This is a genomic window from Actinophytocola xinjiangensis (genome assembly GCF_001921215.1).
GTDB classification, from domain to species: domain Bacteria; phylum Actinomycetota; class Actinomycetes; order Mycobacteriales; family Pseudonocardiaceae; genus Actinophytocola; species Actinophytocola xinjiangensis.
The window spans coordinates 394,846-414,783 of sequence record NZ_MSIF01000002.1 but is presented as its reverse complement, the minus strand read 5'-3'; the positions used below and the strand labels follow the sequence as shown (position 1 = coordinate 414,783).

The 19,938-nt window shown below is 72.1% G+C and carries 14 protein-coding genes; 2 read left to right on the top strand and 12 right to left on the bottom strand.

From position 1 onward, the window contains the following. Positions 1 to 7 precede the first annotated feature (7 nt). The 3 genes from BLA60_RS06660 to cmdF are packed head-to-tail and all read right to left on the bottom strand — an operon-like array spanning position 8 to position 4,512. Positions 8 to 1,519 (bottom strand): FAD-binding oxidoreductase, encoded by a 1,512-nt coding sequence (locus BLA60_RS06660; RefSeq protein ID WP_075131838.1) that lies wholly within the window; start codon positions 1,517 to 1,519, stop codon positions 8 to 10. A 15-nt stretch (positions 1,520 to 1,534) separates the two neighbouring features. Then, positions 1,535 to 2,881 carry a condensation domain-containing protein gene (locus tag BLA60_RS06655; RefSeq protein ID WP_075131837.1) on the bottom strand — a complete coding sequence of 449 codons (1,347 nt, stop codon included), beginning with the start codon at positions 2,879 to 2,881 and terminating at the stop codon, positions 1,535 to 1,537. Positions 2,882 to 2,910: 29 nt separating this feature from the next. Beyond that, on the bottom strand, positions 2,911 to 4,512 hold the full coding sequence (gene cmdF / locus BLA60_RS06650; RefSeq protein ID WP_075131836.1) for a tyrosine 2,3-aminomutase: 1,602 nt from the start codon (positions 4,510 to 4,512) through the stop codon (positions 2,911 to 2,913). 224 nt (positions 4,513 to 4,736) lie between these two features. On the opposite strand from cmdF, the gene BLA60_RS06645 reads away from it, so the two are divergent. After that, a complete protein-coding gene (locus BLA60_RS06645; RefSeq protein WP_075131835.1) occupies positions 4,737 to 5,888 on the top strand; it encodes an epoxide hydrolase family protein in 1,152 nt (383 codons plus the stop codon). A gap of 11 nt (positions 5,889 to 5,899) precedes the next feature. Here BLA60_RS06645 and BLA60_RS06640 read toward each other — a convergent pair whose 3' ends face one another. From BLA60_RS06640 to BLA60_RS06620, 5 genes are all read right to left on the bottom strand, one after another. Continuing rightward, positions 5,900 to 6,184, bottom strand: a complete 285-nt coding sequence (locus tag BLA60_RS06640) for a hypothetical protein (RefSeq protein WP_075131834.1) — start codon at positions 6,182 to 6,184, stop codon at positions 5,900 to 5,902. 62 nt (positions 6,185 to 6,246) lie between these two features. Next, a complete protein-coding gene (locus BLA60_RS06635; RefSeq protein WP_075131833.1) occupies positions 6,247 to 7,194 on the bottom strand; it encodes a hypothetical protein in 948 nt (315 codons plus the stop codon). A 10-nt stretch (positions 7,195 to 7,204) separates the two neighbouring features. Beyond that, entirely contained in the window at positions 7,205 to 9,640 is a 2,436-nt protein-coding gene (locus BLA60_RS06630; protein WP_075131832.1) for an AAA family ATPase, read from the bottom strand. Then, the gene (locus BLA60_RS06625; protein ID WP_075131831.1) at positions 9,640 to 10,785 is read right to left on the bottom strand and encodes an exonuclease SbcCD subunit D; all 1,146 of its coding nucleotides are present in this window, start codon (positions 10,783 to 10,785) and stop codon (positions 9,640 to 9,642) included. Before BLA60_RS06625 ends, BLA60_RS06630 begins: the two co-directional genes overlap by 1 nt. A gap of 8 nt (positions 10,786 to 10,793) precedes the next feature. Next, positions 10,794 to 12,581 carry an ATP-binding protein gene (locus BLA60_RS06620; protein ID WP_075131830.1) on the bottom strand — a complete coding sequence of 596 codons (1,788 nt, stop codon included), beginning with the start codon at positions 12,579 to 12,581 and terminating at the stop codon, positions 10,794 to 10,796. Positions 12,582 to 12,970: 389 nt separating this feature from the next. Here BLA60_RS06620 and BLA60_RS06615 point away from each other — a divergent pair, with 389 nt between their 5' ends. Continuing rightward, positions 12,971 to 13,615 carry a response regulator transcription factor gene (locus BLA60_RS06615; RefSeq protein ID WP_075131829.1) on the top strand — a complete coding sequence of 215 codons (645 nt, stop codon included), beginning with the start codon at positions 12,971 to 12,973 and terminating at the stop codon, positions 13,613 to 13,615. A 5-nt stretch (positions 13,616 to 13,620) separates the two neighbouring features. Here the strand turns inward: BLA60_RS06615 and BLA60_RS06610 are convergent, their stop codons facing one another. From BLA60_RS06610 to lanKC, 4 genes are all read right to left on the bottom strand, one after another. Beyond that, the gene (locus BLA60_RS06610; protein WP_075131828.1) at positions 13,621 to 15,354 is read right to left on the bottom strand and encodes an ATP-binding cassette domain-containing protein; all 1,734 of its coding nucleotides are present in this window, start codon (positions 15,352 to 15,354) and stop codon (positions 13,621 to 13,623) included. Between the two features lie 25 nt (positions 15,355 to 15,379). After that, entirely contained in the window at positions 15,380 to 17,023 is a 1,644-nt protein-coding gene (locus BLA60_RS06605; protein WP_075131827.1) for an ABC transporter ATP-binding protein, read from the bottom strand. A gap of 141 nt (positions 17,024 to 17,164) precedes the next feature. Then, complete coding sequence (locus tag BLA60_RS43040) at positions 17,165 to 17,311, bottom strand: SapB/AmfS family lanthipeptide (RefSeq protein WP_154814173.1); 147 nt, start codon at positions 17,309 to 17,311, stop codon at positions 17,165 to 17,167. Positions 17,312 to 17,335: 24 nt separating this feature from the next. Continuing rightward, complete coding sequence (lanKC, locus tag BLA60_RS06600) at positions 17,336 to 19,921, bottom strand: class III lanthionine synthetase LanKC (protein ID WP_075131826.1); 2,586 nt, start codon at positions 19,919 to 19,921, stop codon at positions 17,336 to 17,338. Positions 19,922 to 19,938: the final 17 nt, after the last annotated feature.

Here is a 19,938-nt window from a genome sequence, read left to right as displayed (position 1 = left end):
ACCACCGTCAGGGCAGCTCGATCGACAGGCCGTGACGGAACTCGTCACGCGGGTCGTAGCGCAGCTTGACCTGACGCAGCCGGGGATAGTTGTCCTTGTAGTACAACGTGGACCACGCCACCCCGGAGGTGTTCCACGCCGGGTCGGCGAGGTCGACGTCCGGGTAGTTGATGTACGACCCGTCGCTGCGCTCACCGGGCACCGGCACCCCGCCGGTCTCGGCGTAGACGTCGCGGTAGAACTCCCGCAGCCGGGTGATGTGCGCGTCGTCCTCGCTCTCGTCGCCCCACACGGCCATCAACGCCGCCTTGAGCACCGAGTCGCGCTGCGCGGTGGCCGTCTCGCCCGGGTCGACGGTGTTCACCTGGCCGCCGTAGCCGATGAGGATCAGCTGGTTCTTCTCGCCGTCCTCGCGGGTCAGGTGCTCCCAGCAGGTCGCGATCTGCGGGTCGGTGTAGCCCTTGCGCAGGTACGCGGCCTTGATCTTGACGCGGCGGATGTCCGGCGTGCCGGGGTCGCCCCAGTTCGGGTAGGAGGCGAAGTACAGCCACGGCTTGACCGACTGCACCCTGGTCCCCTCGATGCCCACGCCCTCGCTGACCGCGTCGAAGTAGGCGTTGAGCAGGTCCTCCGCGCCCGGCACGTCGTCGTCGACCATCGCCTGGACCAGCAGCGCGCCGCCGGAGCGGTGCGAGGCGTAGAACGAGGCGGAGTGCTGGGCGTGGATCGAACCGGGCGCGCTGTTGGCCTCGAACCAGTCGCCGACGTTGCGCAGCAGGGTGGTGAAACCCTCCTCGGTCATCGACTCCCACGGCCACAGACAGAACCCGATCCGCCAGCGGCTCGGCGCCCGGGGCAACAACTCGGCCGGATCGGTGGCGGTGGTACCGGGCGAACGCACCCAGTACCGGGTCACCACGCCGAAGTTGCCGCCGCCACCGCCGGTGTGCGCCCACCACAGGTCGCGGTGCGGGTCGTCGGGCTCGCGGGTGGCGACCACGGCACGCGCGGTCCCGTCCGCGTCGACGACCACGACCTCCACCGCGTACAGGTAGTCCACGACCGCGCCCAGGCGGCGGGACAGCGGTCCGTAGCCGCCGCCGGCGAAGTGCCCGCCGACGCCGACCTCGGAGCACTCGCCGCCGGGGATCGTCACGTTCCAGCCCTTGAACAGCACCCGGTAGACGTGCCCGAGCGTCGCCCCCGGCTCGATGGCGAACGCGCCGCGCGACTGGTCGAAGTAGACCGAGGTCATCTCCGACATGTCGAGCAGCACGCCGCCGTCGGCCGCGGTGAACCCCTCGAAGCCGTGCCCGCCGCTGCGCACCGTGACCCGCAGGCCGCTGGCGACCGCGTCGCCGACCACGGCCACCACCTGCTCGGTGGTGGTCACCACGCTCACCCGGTCGGGCTTGGCGACGAACCGGTGGTTGGCCCCGCGCAGCATGCTCTCGTAGCGCGAGTCACCGGCCTCGATGGTGGCTGGCCCGAACCCCGGCGCGCCTGCCGTGTCACTCATGGGTCTCCTCGCCCTTCAGATCCGCAGGGGTCCGTGCTGGTCGAGAACCGTGTCCTTGAGCACCTGGTCGAACTCGTCGGCCATGACGCGCATGGTGGTCTCGGTGAACTTGTGCGTGTTGTAGCCGAGGTAGGCGTGGATCTCGCCGGTCGGCGCCACGTCCAACTGCCACAGCGCGCCGTCGGGGATCTCCGTGCCGACCTGCTGGGACCGCCGGCGGGGAACCCCGCGCAGCTCCAGGTCACCGACCCGCTCACCCTCCAGCGTGAAGGGCAGCTGCATCGGCTGGAACGCCATCAGCGCGTCGTTGTCGGTGGCGACCGAGGACATCAGCTCGGGTGCCACGCTCAGCAGCACCAGGAACGGGATCTCCTTGGAGTACGCCTCGATGCAGCTCGTCCTGGTCCTGGCGAGCACGTCCTGGAACGTCTCGCAGCCGGCCAGGTCGGTGCGCAGCGGGATGAAGTTGGTGAAGTTGCCGACCGTGTCCTGGAACCTGGCCTGCTTGCGGTTGGAGCCGATGGTGGCCACCGTGATGTCGGTGATCCCGGTCCGCCGGGCCACCAGCACGTTGTAGGCGGCCAGCAGCACCATGAACTTGGTCGCGCGGTTCTCCCGGGCGACCGTGGTCAGCGCGTCGGAGATCTCGCTGGCCACCGGGTAGCGCAGCACCGAGGTGCTCACCGGCCGGTTCGCCGAACGCGGGTAGTCCATCTTCGTGGCGACCATCGTCGCGCCGGCCAGCTTGTTCTTCCAGTACTCCAGGTGCGCGGCCGGCAGGGCCTCCTCGGGCTCGGTGCGCTGCCAGACCGCGAAGTCGCGGTACTGGGTGGGCACCGGGGTCGCCGGGACGTCGTGGCCGGTGCGCCGGGCGTAGCCGCTGGCCAGGTCGTTGGCCATGACCTGCATCGACCAGCCGTCGACCGCGGCGTGGTGGGCGATCAGCACCAGCACCGAGTCCTGGTCGTCGAACCGGCCGAGCACCGCGCGGACCAGGGGCAGCGGCTCGATGCCGAACCGCTGTCCCTCCAGCTCGATCACCAGCTCCTCGGAGCGCCGGTCCCGGTCCCCGTCCGCGACCCCCGACAGGTCCACCTCGGACACCTCGGCCGGGCTCGGCGGCGCGACCTGCTGGTAGAGGTCCTCGCCGTCCTGGACGATCCGGGTGCGCAGCACCTCGTGCCGCGCCACGACCTCGTCCAGCGAGGCCGCCAGGATCGCGGTGTCGACGCTGCCGCCGACCCGCCACGCCCAGGTGATGTTGTGGTGGGGCCCGAACGGTCCGCTGTTCGGGTCACCCGAGTCGAACACGCACAGCATCTGCTGGGCGAAGGAGACCGGATAACGCTCCGAGTCGCTCATCGTTGTCGTACCTCTCGGATCGCGGTTTGTCAGCGCAGATCGATGCCGGCCTGGCGGACGGCGTCGAGGAACACGCCCCGCGAGAGCGCGGAGGCGATGGTCTCCAGGTCGTCGGCCATGAACCGGTCGTGCTCCAGGGTGGGCACCAGCGACCGGATGGCGTCGTAGGTCGCCCGGCCGGCCGGGCTGAGCCCGTCCAGACGCCCGGAGACGTCGACGGCCTGGGCGGCGGCCAGGTACTCCACGGCCAGGATGTAGTTGTTGTTGCCCAGCACCCGGCGGGCGTTGCGCGCGCCGATCAGGCCCATGCTGACCACGTCCTGGTTGTCCCCGTTGGACGGCACGCTCTGCGTGCTGGCCGGGCCGATCGTCCGGTTCTCGGCGATCAGCGCGGTCGCCGGGTACTGCGCGCCGGCGAAGCCGCTGTTGAGGCCGGGCTCACCGGTGGAGACCAGGAACTCGGGCAGGCCCGAGAGGTTGCGGTTGAGCAGCCGGTTGGTGCGCCGCTCGGAGAACACGCCCAGCTGGGTCAGCGCGATGGTGGTGTAGTCCATCACGAACGCGACCGGCTGGCCGTGGAAGTTCGCGCCGTGGAAGACTTCCTTGCCCTCGAAGAACAACGGGTTGTCGTTCGAGGAGTTGATCTCGGTCTCCACCACGTTCGTCGCGTGGTACAGGGTGTCGCGCACCGCGCCGACGACCTGGGGGATGGCGCGCAGCGTGTAGGCCTTCTGGATCCAGACGTCGGTGCGCGAGACGTCACCGTCCTGCTGCTCCTTGGCCTGGCGGCGCAGGTCGGCGTGCTCGACGGCCAGGCCGCTGTCCTTGAGCAGCACGCGCATGTTGGCCGCGGTGTCGATCTGGCCCTTGTGCGGGCGGGCGATCTCGTGGCCCTCGGCCTGGAACGGGCTGGTGGAGCCGAGCATGGTCTCCACGACCAGCGCCGTGACGATCTCCGCCTGGCGGACCTGGTTGATCGCCCGGCCCAGCACCAGCGAGCCGAGACCGGTCATGCCGGAGGTCCCGTTGATCAGCGACAGGCCTTCCTTGAACCGCAGCTGCAGCGGCTCGATGCCGTGCTCGGCGAGCACCGGGCCGGTGGGCACCTGCTTGCCGTCGCGCAGCACGTAGCCCTCGCCGATGAGCGTGGAGGCGATGTGCGCCAGCGGGCCGAGGTCACCGCTCGCGCCCAGCGAGCCGATCTCCGGGATGGCCGGGGTGATGCCCAGGTTCAGGTAGAGCGCGATGCGCTGGAGCAGCTCGGGCCGCACGGCCGAGTAGCCCTTGGACAGCGCGTTGAGCCGCGCGGCCAGGATGGCGCGGGCCTCGTCCTCGGAGAACAGCGGGCCGACGCAGGCGCTGTGGCTGCGCACCAGGTTCGTCTGCAGTTCGACCTCTTTGGACGTTCCGACGAGCATGTAGATCATCTCGCCGTAGCCGGTCGTCACGCCGTAGACGGGGACGCCCTGCCAGATGGTGTCCTCGAACTGCTTCCTGCTCACCGTCGCGCGGTCCAAGGTGGACTCGCTGAGCGTCACGGGGGTCCGGTCCTCGGCGACCCGTCGGATGCTGTCGATATCCAGCTTTTCGCCATCGAAGTCAACGGAAGCATCGTTCTCAAGCAGAGTCACGTCTTCACCCCGTCAAGGTGTCCGTAGTGGCATTCGGGGAATCAATTCGCGGCGGCTTCACCACCGGAATCGATCGTGCCTTCCCCGCCCCCACCTGGGCTTCTCTACGCGTGCGCAGTCACTAAGCACAGCAGGAGTTGATGCCGAAATCGACACCGGAGATGATCCACACACACATTGCGCGGCTGATCACCCGTCGCTTTCGGCACAAAAGAAGGACCGCCATGGAACCGTTCCAGATCAACATTCCCCAGGTTCAGTTGGACGATCTTCGCCAGCGGCTGGCGAACACCCGGTGGCCGGCCGAGTTGTCCGGTTTCGGTTGGGAGCGCGGTGTTCCGCTCGCCTACCTGCAGGAGCTGGCCGAGTACTGGCGCACGAGCTTCGACTGGCGGGCCGTCGAGGAGGAGTTCAACCGCTACCCGCAGTTCACCACCGAGATCGACGGCGAGCGGATCCACTTCCTGCACGTCCGCTCACCCGAACCCGACGCCACCCCGCTGCTGCTCTCGCACGGCTGGCCCGGCGGGTTCCTGGAGTTCGCCGACGTCATCGGCCCGCTGACCAACCCGGCCGCGCACGGCGGCGACCCCGCCGACGCGTTCCACCTGGTCATCCCGTCCATCCCCGGCTACGGCTTCTCCACGCTGGGCAGCGTCGGCTGGAGCGTGCCCAGGGTCGCCGGCGCCTGGGCGCAGCTGATGGCCCAACTGGGCTACGACCGCTACGTCGCCCAGGGCGGCGACGCCGGCTCGGTGATCTCGCAGGTGCTCGGCCTGATGGACCCCGAGCACGTCCAGGCCATCCACATCAACATGCTGATGACCTTCCCGTCGGGCGACCCGGCCGAGATGGTCGACCTGTCCGAGACCGACGTCGCCCGCCTGCAGCACCTGGGCGCCTTCGACGCCGACGGCTCGGGCTACATGAAGATCCAGCTGACCCGCCCGCAGACGCTGGGCTACGGCCTGACCGACTCCCCCGTCGGCCAACTGGCCTGGATCGTGGAGAAGTTCCAGGCGTGGACCGACGCCTCGGCCAAGGTCCCCGAGGACGCCATCGACCGCGACCGCATCCTCGCGCTGGTCACCCTGTACTGGCTGACCGCCACCGGCGGCACCTCGGCGCACTTCTACTACGACGGCGCCGAGGACATCAAGCGCGCGGTCACCGGCGCGTCGCCGCCGCCGCAGTCGGTCCCGGTCGGCGTCGCGGTGTTCCCGGCCGACCTGTTCCTGCCGCTGCGCCGCCTGGCCGACCGCGACATCCCGACCATCACCCACTGGACCGAGTTCGAGCGGGGCGGCCACTTCGCCGCCATGGAGGTCCCGGAGCTGCTGGTCAAGGACATCCGCGCGTTCGTCCGCTCGCTCTGACCGCGTCCGGCTCAGCTGTCGGTCACACCCTGACCGCCGAGCCGGAACCGGACGGTTCCCTCGACCGTGTCGTCGACGTCCAACGTCGCCTCCTCGACGATCTCCGCCGTGAGCGAGTCCAGCAGCACCGAAGCGCCGCTGGTCTCCTCGGTCACCACCAGGTCGGTCTCGTCGGGCACCGGGGCGTAGGACATGGCGACACGGTCGTCGGCTTTCGCCTCCAGGCGCAGGCCACCGCCCTGGCCCTCGACCAGCCGGTTGATGGCCAGGCCCGCCTCCGGGGTGATCCGCAGCATCGGCCGTCTCCTCTCGCGTCGCGTGGTCGGGGCCTACCCGCCCCGGCCGCCCGCGAAACGACTCAGCCGCCCAGCGCGCCGCGCAGCGAGCGGTAGAGCAGCGACGCGTCACCGAGGCGGTGGCGCAGCTGACGTTCCAGGCCACCGATCGGGATCAGGTTCTGCGGGGCGCGCGGGTCCTTGTGCGGGGTGCTGGCCATCCCCGGCAGCACCCGCGCGGTGATGTCGGCCAGCGCCACCGCCTCGTCGGTGGTCAGCTCCGCCGAGCACTCCAGGCGCACGGTCGCCGACCAGGGCGCGGCGGACGCGCCGGGCAGCCGCAGGTACCACGACAGCCGGTGCCAGGTCGTGCCCATGCCGAACACCGGGCTGCGCTGGCCCGGCTCCAGCGCCGCGACCACCGCGGCCTGGTCCGGTCCGAGGTAGGACTTCTGGTGGGTCTTGACGTAGCCGACCGTCCTGGCCAGGTGGGTCCGCCCGCGCAGCGGACCGTCCACCACCAGCAGGTCGTCCTCGACGTCGCTGGTCGAGCGCCACGAGTTCGCGAGCTCCACCTCCAGGGCGGCCAGCCGGCCCTGCACACCCAGGGTGAGCTTGTCCAGCCCGCCGGGGGTCTGGCGGAAGGTGTAGCGCGCGTGGCGGGTCTCGATGTCCCCGCCGGTCGCCGCGTACAGGCTCCGGTCGACCGCCACGTCCACGAGCTGGGCGGCGCCGTCGCAGCGGACCAGGCCGGCGGCGAGCGAGGCCACCACACCCGGCTGCGGCTCGGGATCGTCGCCGTGCACCCAGATCCGCGCGTCGATGCGGCGCACGCCGTCGAGGAACAGGATCGAGCCGGGCAGCGCTCCGCCGGCCGGGGTCACCGGGCGCCACCGCACGGCCGGGGTCTCCAGGTCGAGGTCGAGGGTGGCGGTGGACTCCCGGCCGTCCAGCTCGTCACCCCTGGCCACGCCGTAGCCGGGGTCCCACGGGTCCACGGTGTAGGTCGTGGACGTCAGCAGCGCCGTCATGGCCTCACCATCACACCTCGACCCGCCGCAGTCGCGACGACGCGCCGTCGCGGGTGACGGCGAACTGCACCGGGACCCGTTCGGCCAGCGCCGGCACGTGCGTCACGATCCCCACCATCCGGTCGGTCTCCTGGGCGAGCCGCTCCAGGGTGGCCGCCACGGTGTCCAGGGTGGCCTCGTCGAGCGTGCCGAAACCCTCGTCGAGGAACATCGAGTTGAGGTCGCGCTTGCCGCCGGAGAGGCCAACGACCTGGTGGGACAGTGCCAACGCGAGCGCCAGCGAGGCCTGGAAGGTCTCCCCGCCGGAGAGCGTGTTGACCGGGCGGCGGGTGCCGGCGTCGTTGTGGTCGAGCACCACCAGCTCGTTGCGTTCGGCGCGGACCAGCTCGTACTGGCCGCCGGAGAGCTGCAACAGGATCTCCGACGCCTCGGTCACCAGCGAGTCCAACGCCTCCGCGCACAGCCACGCCTCGAAACCGTTGGACTTCAACAGGTTCCCCAGCATCCGGGCGACCTGCTCCTCCTCCCGGAAGCGCTCCACCTCCTCGGCGAGCGCGGCCGACCGGGAGCGGCGGGCCACCAGGTCGTCGAGGTCGCGGCGGGCCTCGGCCTGGTGCGCGGCCAGCAGCACGTCCGGTTTGCCGTCGCGGGGCAGCACGATGCCGTGCGCGTCCAGCGTCTCGGTCAGCGCCGAGCGCACCGCGCTGCCCTCGGTGCGCAGCTCGTCCTCGGCCCGTTCCAGCTCGGTGACCCGCCCGGACAGCTCCGCGCGCTGGGTCCGCGCCCAGTCGAGCAGGCCCTGCCAGCCGGCGGCCAGGTCGGTGCCCTCCACCGGCGGCACGCCGAGCGCGACGAACTGGTCGCGGCTGGCGCGCAGCGCCGACCAGGCGGCCCGCTCCTCCTCGACCAGCGCGGTGCGCCGGCGGGTGGCGTCCTCCTCGGCGCGCCGGGCCGAGCGGACCGCGGCGCGGGCCCGTTCGAGAGCCGCGTCGGCCGCCTCCCGGCGGGTCAGCGCCTCGTCGACCTCGGCCGGGGGCGGCGCGTCGCGCAGTTCGGCGGCCAGGTCCTGCGCCTGGCGGTGCGCGGCGGTGAGTTCCGCGCGGGCCGACGCGGTGGCCTTGCTGGCCTCGGCGTGGGCCCGGCGCCGGGCGCTGACCTGGGCTTTCGCCGTTCTCACCGCGTCGCGGGCGGTGTCAACGTCGGCCGGAACCTCGTGGTGGGGCAGGTCGGTGACCTGCTGGCGGCACACCGGGCACGGTTCGCCTTCGGCGAGGTCGGCGGCCAGGGCGACCGCGCGGTGCGCCCGGTCGGCCTCGGCGCTGGTGGTCTCGGCGTCGGCCAGCGCGCGTTCGGCGGCGGCGAACCCGGCGGCGGCGGTGTCCTCGGCGGACTCGGCGGCGGTGGCGTCGGTCTCCAGGCGTTCGAGCCGGCCGGTGAGGGTGGCCGAGCGGGTGTGGGCGGCGCGCCACCGTTGCAGGGCGGCGGGGTCGGGCAGGCCGGTGCGGGTGGCCTCGGCCTCCGCCTCGACCTTCTCGGCGGCGACCCGTTCCTCGGCGCGGCGGGCGATCTCCTCGTCGGCCAGCGTCAGCCGGGCGGCCAGGTCGACGACGTCGCCGGGCTGGCGCAGCTCGCCCAGTGCCCGGTCCTGGTCGCGGACCCTCAGGGCGACGGTGTTCGCCTCGGTCCACTTCGTGCGCAGCTCGGCCATCCGGTCCACCGCTTCCTCCACGGTGGACTCCAGGTCGGCGAGTTCGCGGACCTTGCGGCTGGCGGCGGCGACCACGTCGTCGGTGACCGTGCCCAGTTCACCGAGCCGTTTCTGGGCCATCTCCAGCTTGCCGGTGGCGACCTTGGCGCGCTCCCGCGCCCGCTGCCCGGCGTTCTCGTAGACCGCGTAGGCCAGCAGCTGGATCAGCAGGTCCTGCCGGTCACCGGGTTTGGCGTGCAGGAACTCGGCGAACCGGCCCTGGGGCAGCACGACACACTGGGTGAACTGCTCGTAGCCGATGCCCAGCAGCTCCCCGACCGCGCCGGTGACCTTGTCGCCCTCGGCGACCGACTCGGCGACCGCCTCCAGGATCGTGGTCAGCTCGGCGTCGGGCGCCACGGCGTCGTCGAGCCGGTCCAGCCGCGCCTCCTTGGTCTGCACGGTGCCCTGCGCGGAGCGGCGCAGCAGCCGCACCGCCGCGTACCGGCCGCCGGCGGCCTCGAACACCAGGCACACCCGGCCCTCGTTGACCGACGGCGCGAGCGCGTTGCGGATGGCGTCCTTCTTGCCCCAGCGGGGAACCGTGCCGTAGAGCGCGAAGCACAGCGCGTCGATGACCGTCGACTTGCCGGCCCCGGTCGGTCCGGTGAGGACGAAGAAGTCCACATCGGACAGGTGGACGTCGGTGACCTCGCGGTAGCTGCCGAAGCCCTCGAACATCAGCCGCAGCGGGCGCATCAGGCCTCCTCCAGCAGTTCGGCGAACATGGCGCCGAGACGGGGGTCGTCGATCTCCCGTTCGGACAGGAAGTCGGCGAACAGGTCGGTCGGTGAGCGGCCGATCCGCGAGCGGGTGACCCTGGTGTCCGCGCGGGCACGGAACTTCTCGTCGATCTGCACGTCGAGCGTGTTCGGCAGCTTGTCCCGGACCTGGTCGGCGAGCCCGGCACTGGCCTTCTGGGTGAGGATGACCCGCAGGTAGGCCTCGCCGGCCTGCTCCCCGGCGGCGACGACCTCGTCGAGGGTGCCGCGCAGCGTGCGCAGCGGCCGCCCGCCGACCAGCGGCACCGGGCGGATCTGGGCGCGGCTGTCCGGGGTGGCGTGCACGACCAGCGCGACCGGCTCGTTGGCCTCCTCGCCGAAGTCCAGCGCGATCGGCGACCCGGAGTAGGCGATCGGGCAGGGGCCGTCGATCTGCTGGTAGCGGTGCAGGTGGCCCAGCGCGGCGTAGTGGGTGGTGACCGGGAAGGTGTCCGGCGGGATCTCGTAGCCGAGCAGGGTCTGCACGGCGCGTTCGCCGCCGCCCCAGCGGCCACCGAGCAGGGTGGCGTGGGTGGTGGCGACGTTGACGGTGTCGGGCGTGAAACCCTGGCACAGCACCGAGATGATGGCTCGCACGCGGTTGGCGTAGTCCTGGTTGTGCCGCGACGGGTCGTGCAGCAGCACCTCGGCGGCGCGCACCGCGTAGCGGTGGGACAGGAACGGCAGCGCGGCGACGACGGCCCGCTCCCCGGAGCGGGTGTCGATGGTGGTGGTGCCGCCCCGGTCGGGGCGCTGCGGCGTGCCGATGACGTGCAGGCCGAGTTCGCCCAGTACCGGCCGGTACACCTCGTGCACCAGCCGCGAGCTGTCATGGTTGCCGGCCAGCACGACGACGTGCCGCCCTTCGGCGCGCAGTGCCATGAGCGTGTGCATGACCAGGCCCTGGGCCTGCGGACTCGGCGCGGAGGTCTCGAACAGGTCCCCGGCGACGACGACCAGGTCGACGTCCTCCTCCTGCGCGACGCGCACCAGGTGACGCAGGACGGTTTTCTGCTCGTCGATGCGCGGCTGGTTCTTCAGCACCTTGCCGACGTGCCAGTCGGCGGTGTGCAGGATCTTCATGTGCCTCCTCAGAACGGGGGCGGGTCGTCGTCGGTGTCGATCCCGGCGAACGGGTCGTCGGGGGTGGCGGGGCCGGTGTCGACGCCGTTCCAGGTGCCCTTCTCCGACGAGCGGGTGGCCCACGCGGGGAAGGGGAACTCGATGGCCAGCGGCACCGGGATGTCGGGCTGGGAGACGAACATGGTGCCCGGCTTGGCGATCGTCGCGCGCTGCCGCTGGGCGGGTGGCAGGTAGCCGTACTCGGGCCGCGACGCCTCGGCGGGGTCCAGCCGCCCGGCGACCCGGATGGAGCAGTTGGCGACGATGCGCCGCTCGACCTCGCTGGCGGTCTGCTGCGCGCCGATGAGGATGACCCCCAGCGACCGCCCGCGCTCGGCGACGTCGAGCAGGATCTGCTTGATGGGGCTGTCCCCGTCCCGGGGCGCGTACTTGTTCAACTCGTCCAGCACGATGAACATGAGCGGGCGGGCGGTGCCCTGCTCCTCCTTGCGCCGGAACTCCTGGCGCAGCGAGACACCGACGACGAACCGCTGCGCCCGGTCGGGAAGGTTGTGCAGGTCGACCACGGTGACCTGGGCCTGCGAGGTGGTCAGCGACCGGTCGCCCCGGTCCTTGAGATCGGCCCGGATGATCGTCGACAGCGGGCGCACGGCCGACCGCAGCCGCCGCAGGAACGCGTTGACACTGCCGGTGGAGGTCGAGCCGGCGACCCAGTCCCGCCGCGTGTCCTCGTCGAGCAGCTCGTCCTCGATCAGCCCGACGAGCTGGTCGAAGCTGCGCAGCTGCCCCCCACGCCCCGGGTCGACGCCGGAGATGCTGACCGCCCCGTCGGCCCCGACCCTGGTGTGGTCCCGGCGCAGCCGGGCCGCCACCTGCCCGATGAGCATCGTGTACTGGCTGCGCTCGTCCTCCCCGTCGGCGAAGACGAACGGCATCAGCTCCTGCTCACAGAACTCCGCGAGCGTCCAGTAGAAGGGAGAGACCGCCTTGTCGCGGGCGCGGACGTCGGGCGTCCCGCTGGGATCCCCCGGCCGGGGCGGCGCGAACACCTGGACGTTGCGGAACGAGGTGGCCGGCAGGCCCAGCAGCCCGTACCGCGCCCGGAACTCCTCGGTCAACCGGGAGTTGCCGTAGTCGAGGAACAGCAGGTCCTCACCCTTGACGCTGAAGATGAGGGCCTTGGTGTTGTGGGCCTCCCCGTGCAACACCCCCGAGTTGAAGATCGAGTGCAGCAGAAAGGTCGCGAACGAGGTCTTGGTGGCGATCCCGGAAACCCCCGAGATCGACACGTGACCACCGCGCGTGCCGTCCACGAACTCGAAGTTGAGATAAACCGGTTGCCCGTCCCGCCCCAGTCCCACCGGCAACTTCGCGTCCGCCATGGTGTCGAAGTAGAGGGCGGAGTCCCGCTCCGCTCCGGTGGCCCGCCGCACCGCCGCCCCGGGCCGGGGCGGCACGTACACCTCGGGCTCGACGCGGGTGACCGTGACCTCCGCCACCTCACTGACCTCGGCCGGCAACGCCCCCTGCTGGATGAGAAAAACATCGGAGGCGAACCGCGCCCCCTCATGCCCCGCCTCCACGTTGGTCACCACACCGGCGATCCGCACCTGCGTCCCGTCCGGCAGCTCCCGAGTGGTGGCCACCACGTCGTCCAACTGCAGGAACTGCCCCGGCGCCACCCCCACCGAGAACTCCAACGGACTGGCGGCGACCGTACCCACCACCAGCCCCACCGGGACTTCGCCCTGGTCAGGCCCGGTACGCACAGCCCCGTTGGGGTTCGGCTGGGTCACGCCTGATCGCTCCTCGGGTCGGGGAGCCGCCAGTCTATGTCCGCCCCCCGACGCAACCGAGCAGCGTCCGCTGGCCTGTCGCGCCGCGCGACCCGACCGTCACGGACACAGTCGTCTCCAATGACGGAACCAGTGCAGGACTTGCCGAATTGATCCACTCGGGTGAACGCCCGACAACGGGCTCATGCGGGGAGTAGATTACCCAATTCGCACGCGCCGAAAACACTGCCACCACAACCATTCCCGGCACAACCACTCCATCCGGAGCAGCAACAAGAAATCGCAGAAATACCCTGGATGAGCGCTACTCCAACTGAGTACATCCTGTAACAAGAATATGAGCGATGATGACAATTAATAGGAAGGTGATCCAGCCGACGGAGGTTCGAATGGCATTACGTCACGCAGAGGCGCGGACGCACACCGGCACCATCCGAGTGTTGATCGCCGAGGACATGCGGCTGCTGCGCACGGCGCTGGCCAGCATCCTCGGCGACGAGGAGGACATCGAGGTCGTGGCCGACCTGAAGTGTGACCTCAAGGTGGTGTCGGTGGCGCAGCGACTGCGCCCGGACGTGGCGGTGGTGTCGGCCGACGCCGCGCAGTCCGCGGATCCGTCGACCGTGTACGAGTTGCGCCGGCGGCTGCCGGACTGCCAGATCGTGGCGTTGACCTCCGCCAAGCCGCCCGGGCTGCTCAAGCACCTGTTGGCGGCCGACATTCCCGGCCTGATCGACCGCAACGCCCCGACCGCCCGCCTGCTGTCGGCGATCCGCGGGGTCGCCAGGGGCGGCACGGTGATCGACAGCAACCTGTTGGTGGCCGCGCTCGGCGCCGCCCGCAACCCGTTCACACCACGGGAACGGCACGTCCTGCGGCTGGCGGCCGACGGGGCCAGCGGGCCGGAGATCGCCAAGCAGCTGTCGCTGTCGCAGGGCACCGTGCGCAACTACCTGTCCAGCGCCATGAGCAAGGCCGGCGCCCGCACCAGGATCGACGCCATCCGCATCGCGCGGGAGTCCGGCTGGTTGTGACCGCCTCAGCCACCGGCGTGGGCGGGGACGTCGGCCGGGCGCCAGTGGCCGACCAGCTCACGGTAGAGAGCGGAGTTCTCGGTGAGCGCCGCGTGGTCCCCGTGCGCGGCCCCGGCTCCATCGAGAACCAACACCCGCCCCGCCCGCAACGCCGAACTGATCCGATGCGCGATCACGACCAGCGTCCGCCCCCGGTCGGCGAACGCCTCCTCCGCGACCCGCTCGGCCGCCGGATCGAGATGACACGTCGCCTCGTCCAACACGACGATCGGGGCCGGGGCGAGGTAGGCCCGCACCAGCGCCACCAGCTGCCGCTCCCCGGCCGACAGCCCGGCCGGCGCGAGGTCGGCGTCGTAGCCGCCGAGACGGTCGAGCAGCGGCCGGGCGCCGACGGCGTCCACCGCCGCGTCGAGCTCGTCGGGGGAGGCGTCGTGCAGGTAGGTGAGGTTGCGCCGGACGGTCGCGGTGAAGACGTACGCCTCCTGCGGGATCAGCACCCGATCGGCCGGTGGCAGCCGGGTGGCGGGGATCCCGCCGACCGTGACCGTCCCGGCGTCGGGCTCCACCAGCCCACACACCAGGCTCACCAACGTGGACTTCCCGATCCCACTCGGCCCGACGACCGCCAGGTGATCCCCGGCGGGCACGGTCAGGTCGAGATCCCGCAGCACCGGCTCGGCCCTCGGCCCGTAGGCGAACGTGACCCCCCGCAACTCGATCTCCCGACGACCCGCCCCGGACCCCGGCGACGGATTCGCGACCGGTGACGACCTTGCCCGCTCCCCCGGCCGCCCGGACGGCGGCGGTTCGGCGGCGTCGAGCAGGCGACCGAGGGTGACGACGAACCGCAGGCCACTGCCGCCGACCCCGCCGACCAGGTTCTGCAGGGCCGGCTGGAGGCCGAACAGCACATACGTCAGCCCGCCCATCAGCGCGCCGGCGGTCAGGCCGCCGTCGACGAGCCACCGGCCGGCGAACAGCAGCACCAGCAGCGGCGCCCACCCGCCGATGGCGAAGCACAGCGTGCGCAGCGCCGCCACCCCGGCCAGCCGGCGCTCGGCGTTGGCCTGGGCCGCGATCGGCGCGGCGACCAGGGCGGCGGCGTGTTCCTCGGTTCCGGTCGCCGTCACGTCCCTGGCTCCGGCGAGCACCGAGGACGTCACGGCGGCGAGCTGCTCGTCGGCCAGGACGGCGACGCGGTGGCGGCCGGCGGCCAGGCCGAGCATCCCCGCGAACGCGAGCAGCCCGAGGAGGAACGGCGGCACGATCAGTACGGCGATCACCGGCGACACCGACAACGACCCCACCACCACGGCGACGGCCGTCACCACGAACCCCCGGATGGCCACCAGCAGGCCGCCGAACGTGTCCCGCACGATCTCGACCTGGCGGGTGAGCCTGGCCAGCGCGCCGTCGTCACCGCGTCCGGCGACGGCGTTGCCCAGCGCCCCACCGACGACCCCGCGCACCAGCTCGTCGCGGAAGGGTTCGGTGACGTCGCCGAGGTGGCCGAACACCATCCGGGTTCCGAGCGCGCCGACGGCCGACACCAGCAGCAGCCCCGCCAGCCACACCAGTCCCCGAACCGGGTCGCCGGCGAGGAAACCGTCGTCCACCGCGCGCGCCACGACGATGCCGGACAGCGCCGTGGGCAGAACCTCCGGCAGCGACCACAGGCCCAGCCGCCACAACGACCCCGCCCGCACCTGGCCGGCGGCGAACCGGATCTCCCGCCTCATCGCGCCGCCAGGAGATAGCGCCGTCTCATCCGAACACCTTCCGGTAGTCCTGGTCCGCCCACAGCGTCCGGTGCGGCGCCAGGGCCCGCACCCGGCCGTTCTCCAGCCACAGGACCAGGTCGGCGCGGGCGGCCGTCGCCCGCCGGTGGGTCACCACCAGACGGGTGCGGTCGCCCTCGGTCAGGGTGTGGGTGATGTGCATTTCCGTGACCATGTCGAGACTTGACGTGGCGTCGTCCAGCACCAGCAGGCGGGTCGCGCGCCAGGCCCTGGCCAGGCCGAGTCGCTGGCGTTCACCGCCGGACATCGGCGCGGACGACAGCGGCGTGGCGTAGCCGTCGGGCAGGCGGGCGACGAAGTCGTGGGCGTGCACGGCCCGCGCCGCCGCCTCGACCTCCTCCGGCCCGGCACCGGGGTCGATGGCCTCGGCGACGGTGGCGCCGACCAGCACCGGACGTTCGAACGCGCAGCCGACGGCCGCCCGCAGCTCGCCGGGTGACAGGGCCGCCAGCGGCACGCCGTCCAGCAGGACCTCGCCCTCGTCGGGGTCGCGCAGGCGGACGGCCAGCGCCGCCAGCACGGACTTGCCGGCCCCCGACCTGCCGACCACCGCGACCGTCGCCCCGGGCGCGACGTCCAGGTCCACGTCGGTCAGCAACGCCACCTCGCCGGCCCGGACGCTCACCCCGCGCAGCTCCAGCCGGCCGGCGCCGGGGCCGAGAACGGCCTGGCCGTGCGGGGGTACGGGCACATCGAGGACCTCGCCGGCCCTGGCCGCGCCCGCCCTGGCCCGGGCGAGGCGGGAGAACACCCCGGTCAGGCCACCGAGGCCGGCGCCGAGCAGCGCGTACTGGCCGGCCGCGAACAACTCCCCCGGCGTGATCCGCCCGTGATAAAGGCCGAGTCCACCCGTGGCCAGCACCGCCACCAGCACCAGCGGCCCGGCGACCGCGCCCTGGGCGGCCGAGCTGGCCAGCACCTGCCAGGTGCGCCGGCCCTGCGCGTGCAGCTCGGGCAGCGGTTCGAGCACCCGCTCCCGCTCCCGCTCGACGGTCCCGGCGGCGGCGATCGTGCGGGCGCCGGTCAGCGATTCGCTCAGCCGCGCGGCCAGCCGGCCCTGCACCTCCAGGTACGCGGTGATCACCTCGGCGGTTCGCCGGGTGAACGTCCGCAGCACCACCCCGACCAGCGCCACCCCGGCGAGGAACGCCACGGCCAGCCACACGTCCAGGTAGGTCAGCAGCGCCAGGCTGCCGACCGGCGGCAGCAGCGCGGTGCCGACGGTCACCACGCTCGGTCCGGCCTGCGCGGCCTCCGCCGCGTTGCCCGACACCCGGCCGACGAGGTCGCCGGTGTCCAGCCCGCGCCGGCCGGACTCGCCGGCGGCCAGCACCCGGCGCACCAGCCGTTCCCGCAGCCACGCCGTGGTGCCGGCCACGCACGCGGTCCCGGCGAACGCGTCGGTCAGGTCGGTCGCGAGCCCGAGCACGACCAGCCCCGCGGCCAGCCCGATCCACAACCCACTGTCCACACCAGACACCAGGGCGTCGACGGCCCGGCCGAGCACGATCGGCAGCGCCAGCATGCCCAGCGTTCCGGCCAGCGCCGAGACTCCGATCACCGGCAACCACGGGCCGGCATGCCGAGCGATCGAGGTGAATGCGGTCAACGAGTCTCCCGAGGCTTAAACTCCTGCGTACGGGCCGCGGCCCCGGACGAACGCCAGTCGTCCGGGACCGCGGTTCCGCCTTCGGTTCAGCGCGTCACGCAGACGTCAGTGCCGACGTCGGTACCGACGTCGGTGCGGACGTCAGTGGCAGAGCAGCAGGCTCAGGCCGCTGGTGCCGCCGCAGAGCGCGGCGCTGACGTTGCTGGGGCAGCTGTGGCCCGACGAGGAGCTGCCACCGCTGTTGGTCTGCGGGGCGTTGTCCATACCTTGCAGGTCGAGAAGCGCCATGATGCTCTCCTTGGATCGGGTTTCCTACAGACCCGCACCGGTCGGCGCGGGAGACTTGAGGCCGAGGCCGGGCAGGCGCACCGGCCGGTCGTGCAGGGCGGCGCCGAGCGCGAGCAGGACCCCGGCGGTGCCGGTGGCGAGGTCCATCGACAGCCGCAGCAGGCCGTCGCCGGGGAAGGCCATGCCGCCGCCGTAGGGCAGGGCGTGCCAGGCGAGGTTGCGGACCTGCCGGTCCAGCGGCTCACCGGTGGCGGCGCGGCCGGCGAGGTAGAACAGGATCCCGGCGCGGCCGGTGAACAGTCCGGGCAGGATGTACATCGTGGACTGTGCCGCCCGCCAGGCGCCGGCGGCGGCCTCGGTGAACTGGTCGGTGAACGGGCCGTCGGGATCGCGGGCGAGGTAGGCGTCGAGCACCATGCCGATGCCGACGCTGCCGCCGTCCAGGTAGGGCATCGTGCGCCAGCCCTCGTCGACCTCCAGGGTGCCGCTGTCCCGGACGACGCAGCGCCGCAGGTCGTGGCGCAGGGCCAGCGCCGCGCGGTCGAGCAGCTCCCGCTCGCCGGTGAGGTCGTGGGCGCGCAGCAGGAGCATCGCCTGGCCGGCGCACCCGCGCAGCAGCCCGGCCCGTGGCTGGCCGCCGCCGGAGATCGGCCGGGGTTCGTCAGGGTCCGGTTCGGGCAGTGGTTCCAGTCGGGCGGCGACCAGTTCGGCGGCCCGCAGGCCGGCGGTGCGCAGCCCGGTCTCGCCGGTGGCGTCGGCCAGTTCGAGCAGGTTGAGCCCGACGCCGGACAGACCGCCGAACAGGTCGGGGCCCAGCTGCTCCCAGTCCTCGGCCAGGCACACCTCGACCAGGTCCAGCGCCGGCTGGCGGTGCCCGAGGTGGTCGAGGGCGAACGCGACGCCGTGCAGCCCGTCGTAGAGCCCGAGCCGGCTGCCCGAGGGCGGGTTCGCCGCGCCGCGCAGCAGCCACCGCTCGTGCTCGGGGTAGCGGCCGGCGCCGGTGACGTCCAGGGCGTAGAGGACGCCGGCGGCGCCGTGGGCCAGGCCCAGCCCGCCGACGGCGAACTGGCGGGGGTCGCCGGGGAAGAGCCGGTCCTCGCGGTGCGGGGTGGCGCTGGCCAGCACGGCCCTGGCGAGCTGGTCACGCACCTCGGTCCAGTCGGCGGGGTCGGTGCGCGGGTCGGGCGCGGCGGGCGTGTCCGGCGGCACGATGACATTGACGCCCCGGTCGAGGAAGGACCGCGAGATGGGGAAGTGCCCGGCGATGATCTCGGCGAAGTGGCGGGCCTTGAGCCGGTGCAGGCCGAGCAGGGTGGTCATCGGCAGGAACAGCGCCAGGCGCAGGCAGGCCAGCGAGTACCGGTCGATGTCGAACCCCCTGGCCGAGGAGGGCGCGGCGAAGCCGGGGTTGCCCAGTCCGGGCCGGCTGACCTCGTCGACCTCCGAGGTGACCTCGAAGTCGAGCAGGGCGATCGTGTCGTCGGGGCGCACGATGATGTTGAACAGGTGCAGGTCGCCGTAGACGATGCCCCGTTCGTGCACCTGCTCGATCGTCCGCGTGACCTGTTCGTGGATGCGCACGGCCCACTCGGTGAAGTCGGCGTACCGCTCGGGGGTGGCCGTCGGGTCGATCAGCGGGTACCGGGAGACGACGGCCTTGCCGAGCACGTCCCCGTCGATGTACTCCATGGCCAGGAACCGGTGTTCCCCCAGCCAGAACAGGTCGTGCACCCGGGGGATGCCGGGGATGCCGGCCAGCGCGCGCAGGGTGTCGTACTCGCGTCCGAGCCGCTGGACGGCGTCGTGTTTCCAGGCGTCGAGCCCGGCGTGCGGGCGGCCCTCCTTGAGCACGACCTGCTCGTCGGTGCGGGTGTCCCGGGCGAGGTAGATGCCGCCGCCGTTGGAGAAGTGCAGGACGCGCTCGATCTGGTAGGGCAGCTCGGTGGTGGTCACCGCGTTGCGCGCGGCGAGGTGCGGGGCGAGGAAGTCGGGCAGGGTCGCCCAGGCCGGCGGACGGAACACGGGGTCGCGCCGGTCGGGCACGAGGGTGCCGTCGGGGTCCTCGATCGCCTCGACGACCTCTCCCCGGTCGTCGACGGTGTAGCGGTTGGCGAAGGCGCCGTAGCGAACGTAGAGGGGGCCGGCGCCCCAGCGCAGGTCGCTGAGGATGTAGGGGCTGGGTTCGCCGTCGAGGAGGCGGCCGAGTTCGAGCAGGATGGTTTCGCAGGCGGTGTCGTTCTCGGGGTAGATGGTGACGAGCTTGCCGCTGTAGCCGCGCGGGGCGTACTTGGAGACGCGGGCGGTGAGCGCGGTGAGCGAGCGCAGGAACTTGAAGGAGATGCCCCGGGGGACGCAGTAGTCCCAGACGGCGCCCAGGACACGTTCGGCGTTGTCCACCGTGGCGGAGGCGTGGATCTTCCAGCCCTGCTGGGGGATGTCCTGGCGCTGGGCGGGGTCGACGACCAGCCAGTCGTCCTGGTCGCTGATGGTCCAGCCATCGGGCAGGGTCCGCGAGGCGGTCGCGAAGGACTCGCCGGCGGTCTGCTCGGAGTGCATGGCGTCGTAGAACGACGGGTCGGCCATGCAGAACTGTTGGTAGTCCTGTTCCATTCGACATCGCCCCGCTC

Coding starts and splice junctions, on each gene's coding strand:
- BLA60_RS06660 (WP_075131838.1), bottom strand. CDS start 1,519: ATGAGTGACACGGCAGGCGCGCCGGGGTTCGGGCCAGCCACCATCGAG.
- BLA60_RS06655 (WP_075131837.1), bottom strand. CDS start 2,881: ATGAGCGACTCGGAGCGTTATCCGGTCTCCTTCGCCCAGCAGATGCTG.
- BLA60_RS06645 (WP_075131835.1), top strand. CDS start 4,737: ATGGAACCGTTCCAGATCAACATTCCCCAGGTTCAGTTGGACGATCTT.
- BLA60_RS06640 (WP_075131834.1), bottom strand. CDS start 6,184: ATGCTGCGGATCACCCCGGAGGCGGGCCTGGCCATCAACCGGCTGGTC.
- BLA60_RS06635 (WP_075131833.1), bottom strand. CDS start 7,194: ATGACGGCGCTGCTGACGTCCACGACCTACACCGTGGACCCGTGGGAC.
- BLA60_RS06630 (WP_075131832.1), bottom strand. CDS start 9,640: ATGCGCCCGCTGCGGCTGATGTTCGAGGGCTTCGGCAGCTACCGCGAG.
- BLA60_RS06625 (WP_075131831.1), bottom strand. CDS start 10,785: ATGAAGATCCTGCACACCGCCGACTGGCACGTCGGCAAGGTGCTGAAG.
- BLA60_RS06615 (WP_075131829.1), top strand. CDS start 12,971: ATGGCATTACGTCACGCAGAGGCGCGGACGCACACCGGCACCATCCGA.
- BLA60_RS06610 (WP_075131828.1), bottom strand. CDS start 15,354: ATGAGGCGGGAGATCCGGTTCGCCGCCGGCCAGGTGCGGGCGGGGTCG.
- BLA60_RS43040 (WP_154814173.1), bottom strand. CDS start 17,311: ATGGCGCTTCTCGACCTGCAAGGTATGGACAACGCCCCGCAGACCAAC.
- lanKC (WP_075131826.1), bottom strand. CDS start 19,921: ATGGAACAGGACTACCAACAGTTCTGCATGGCCGACCCGTCGTTCTAC.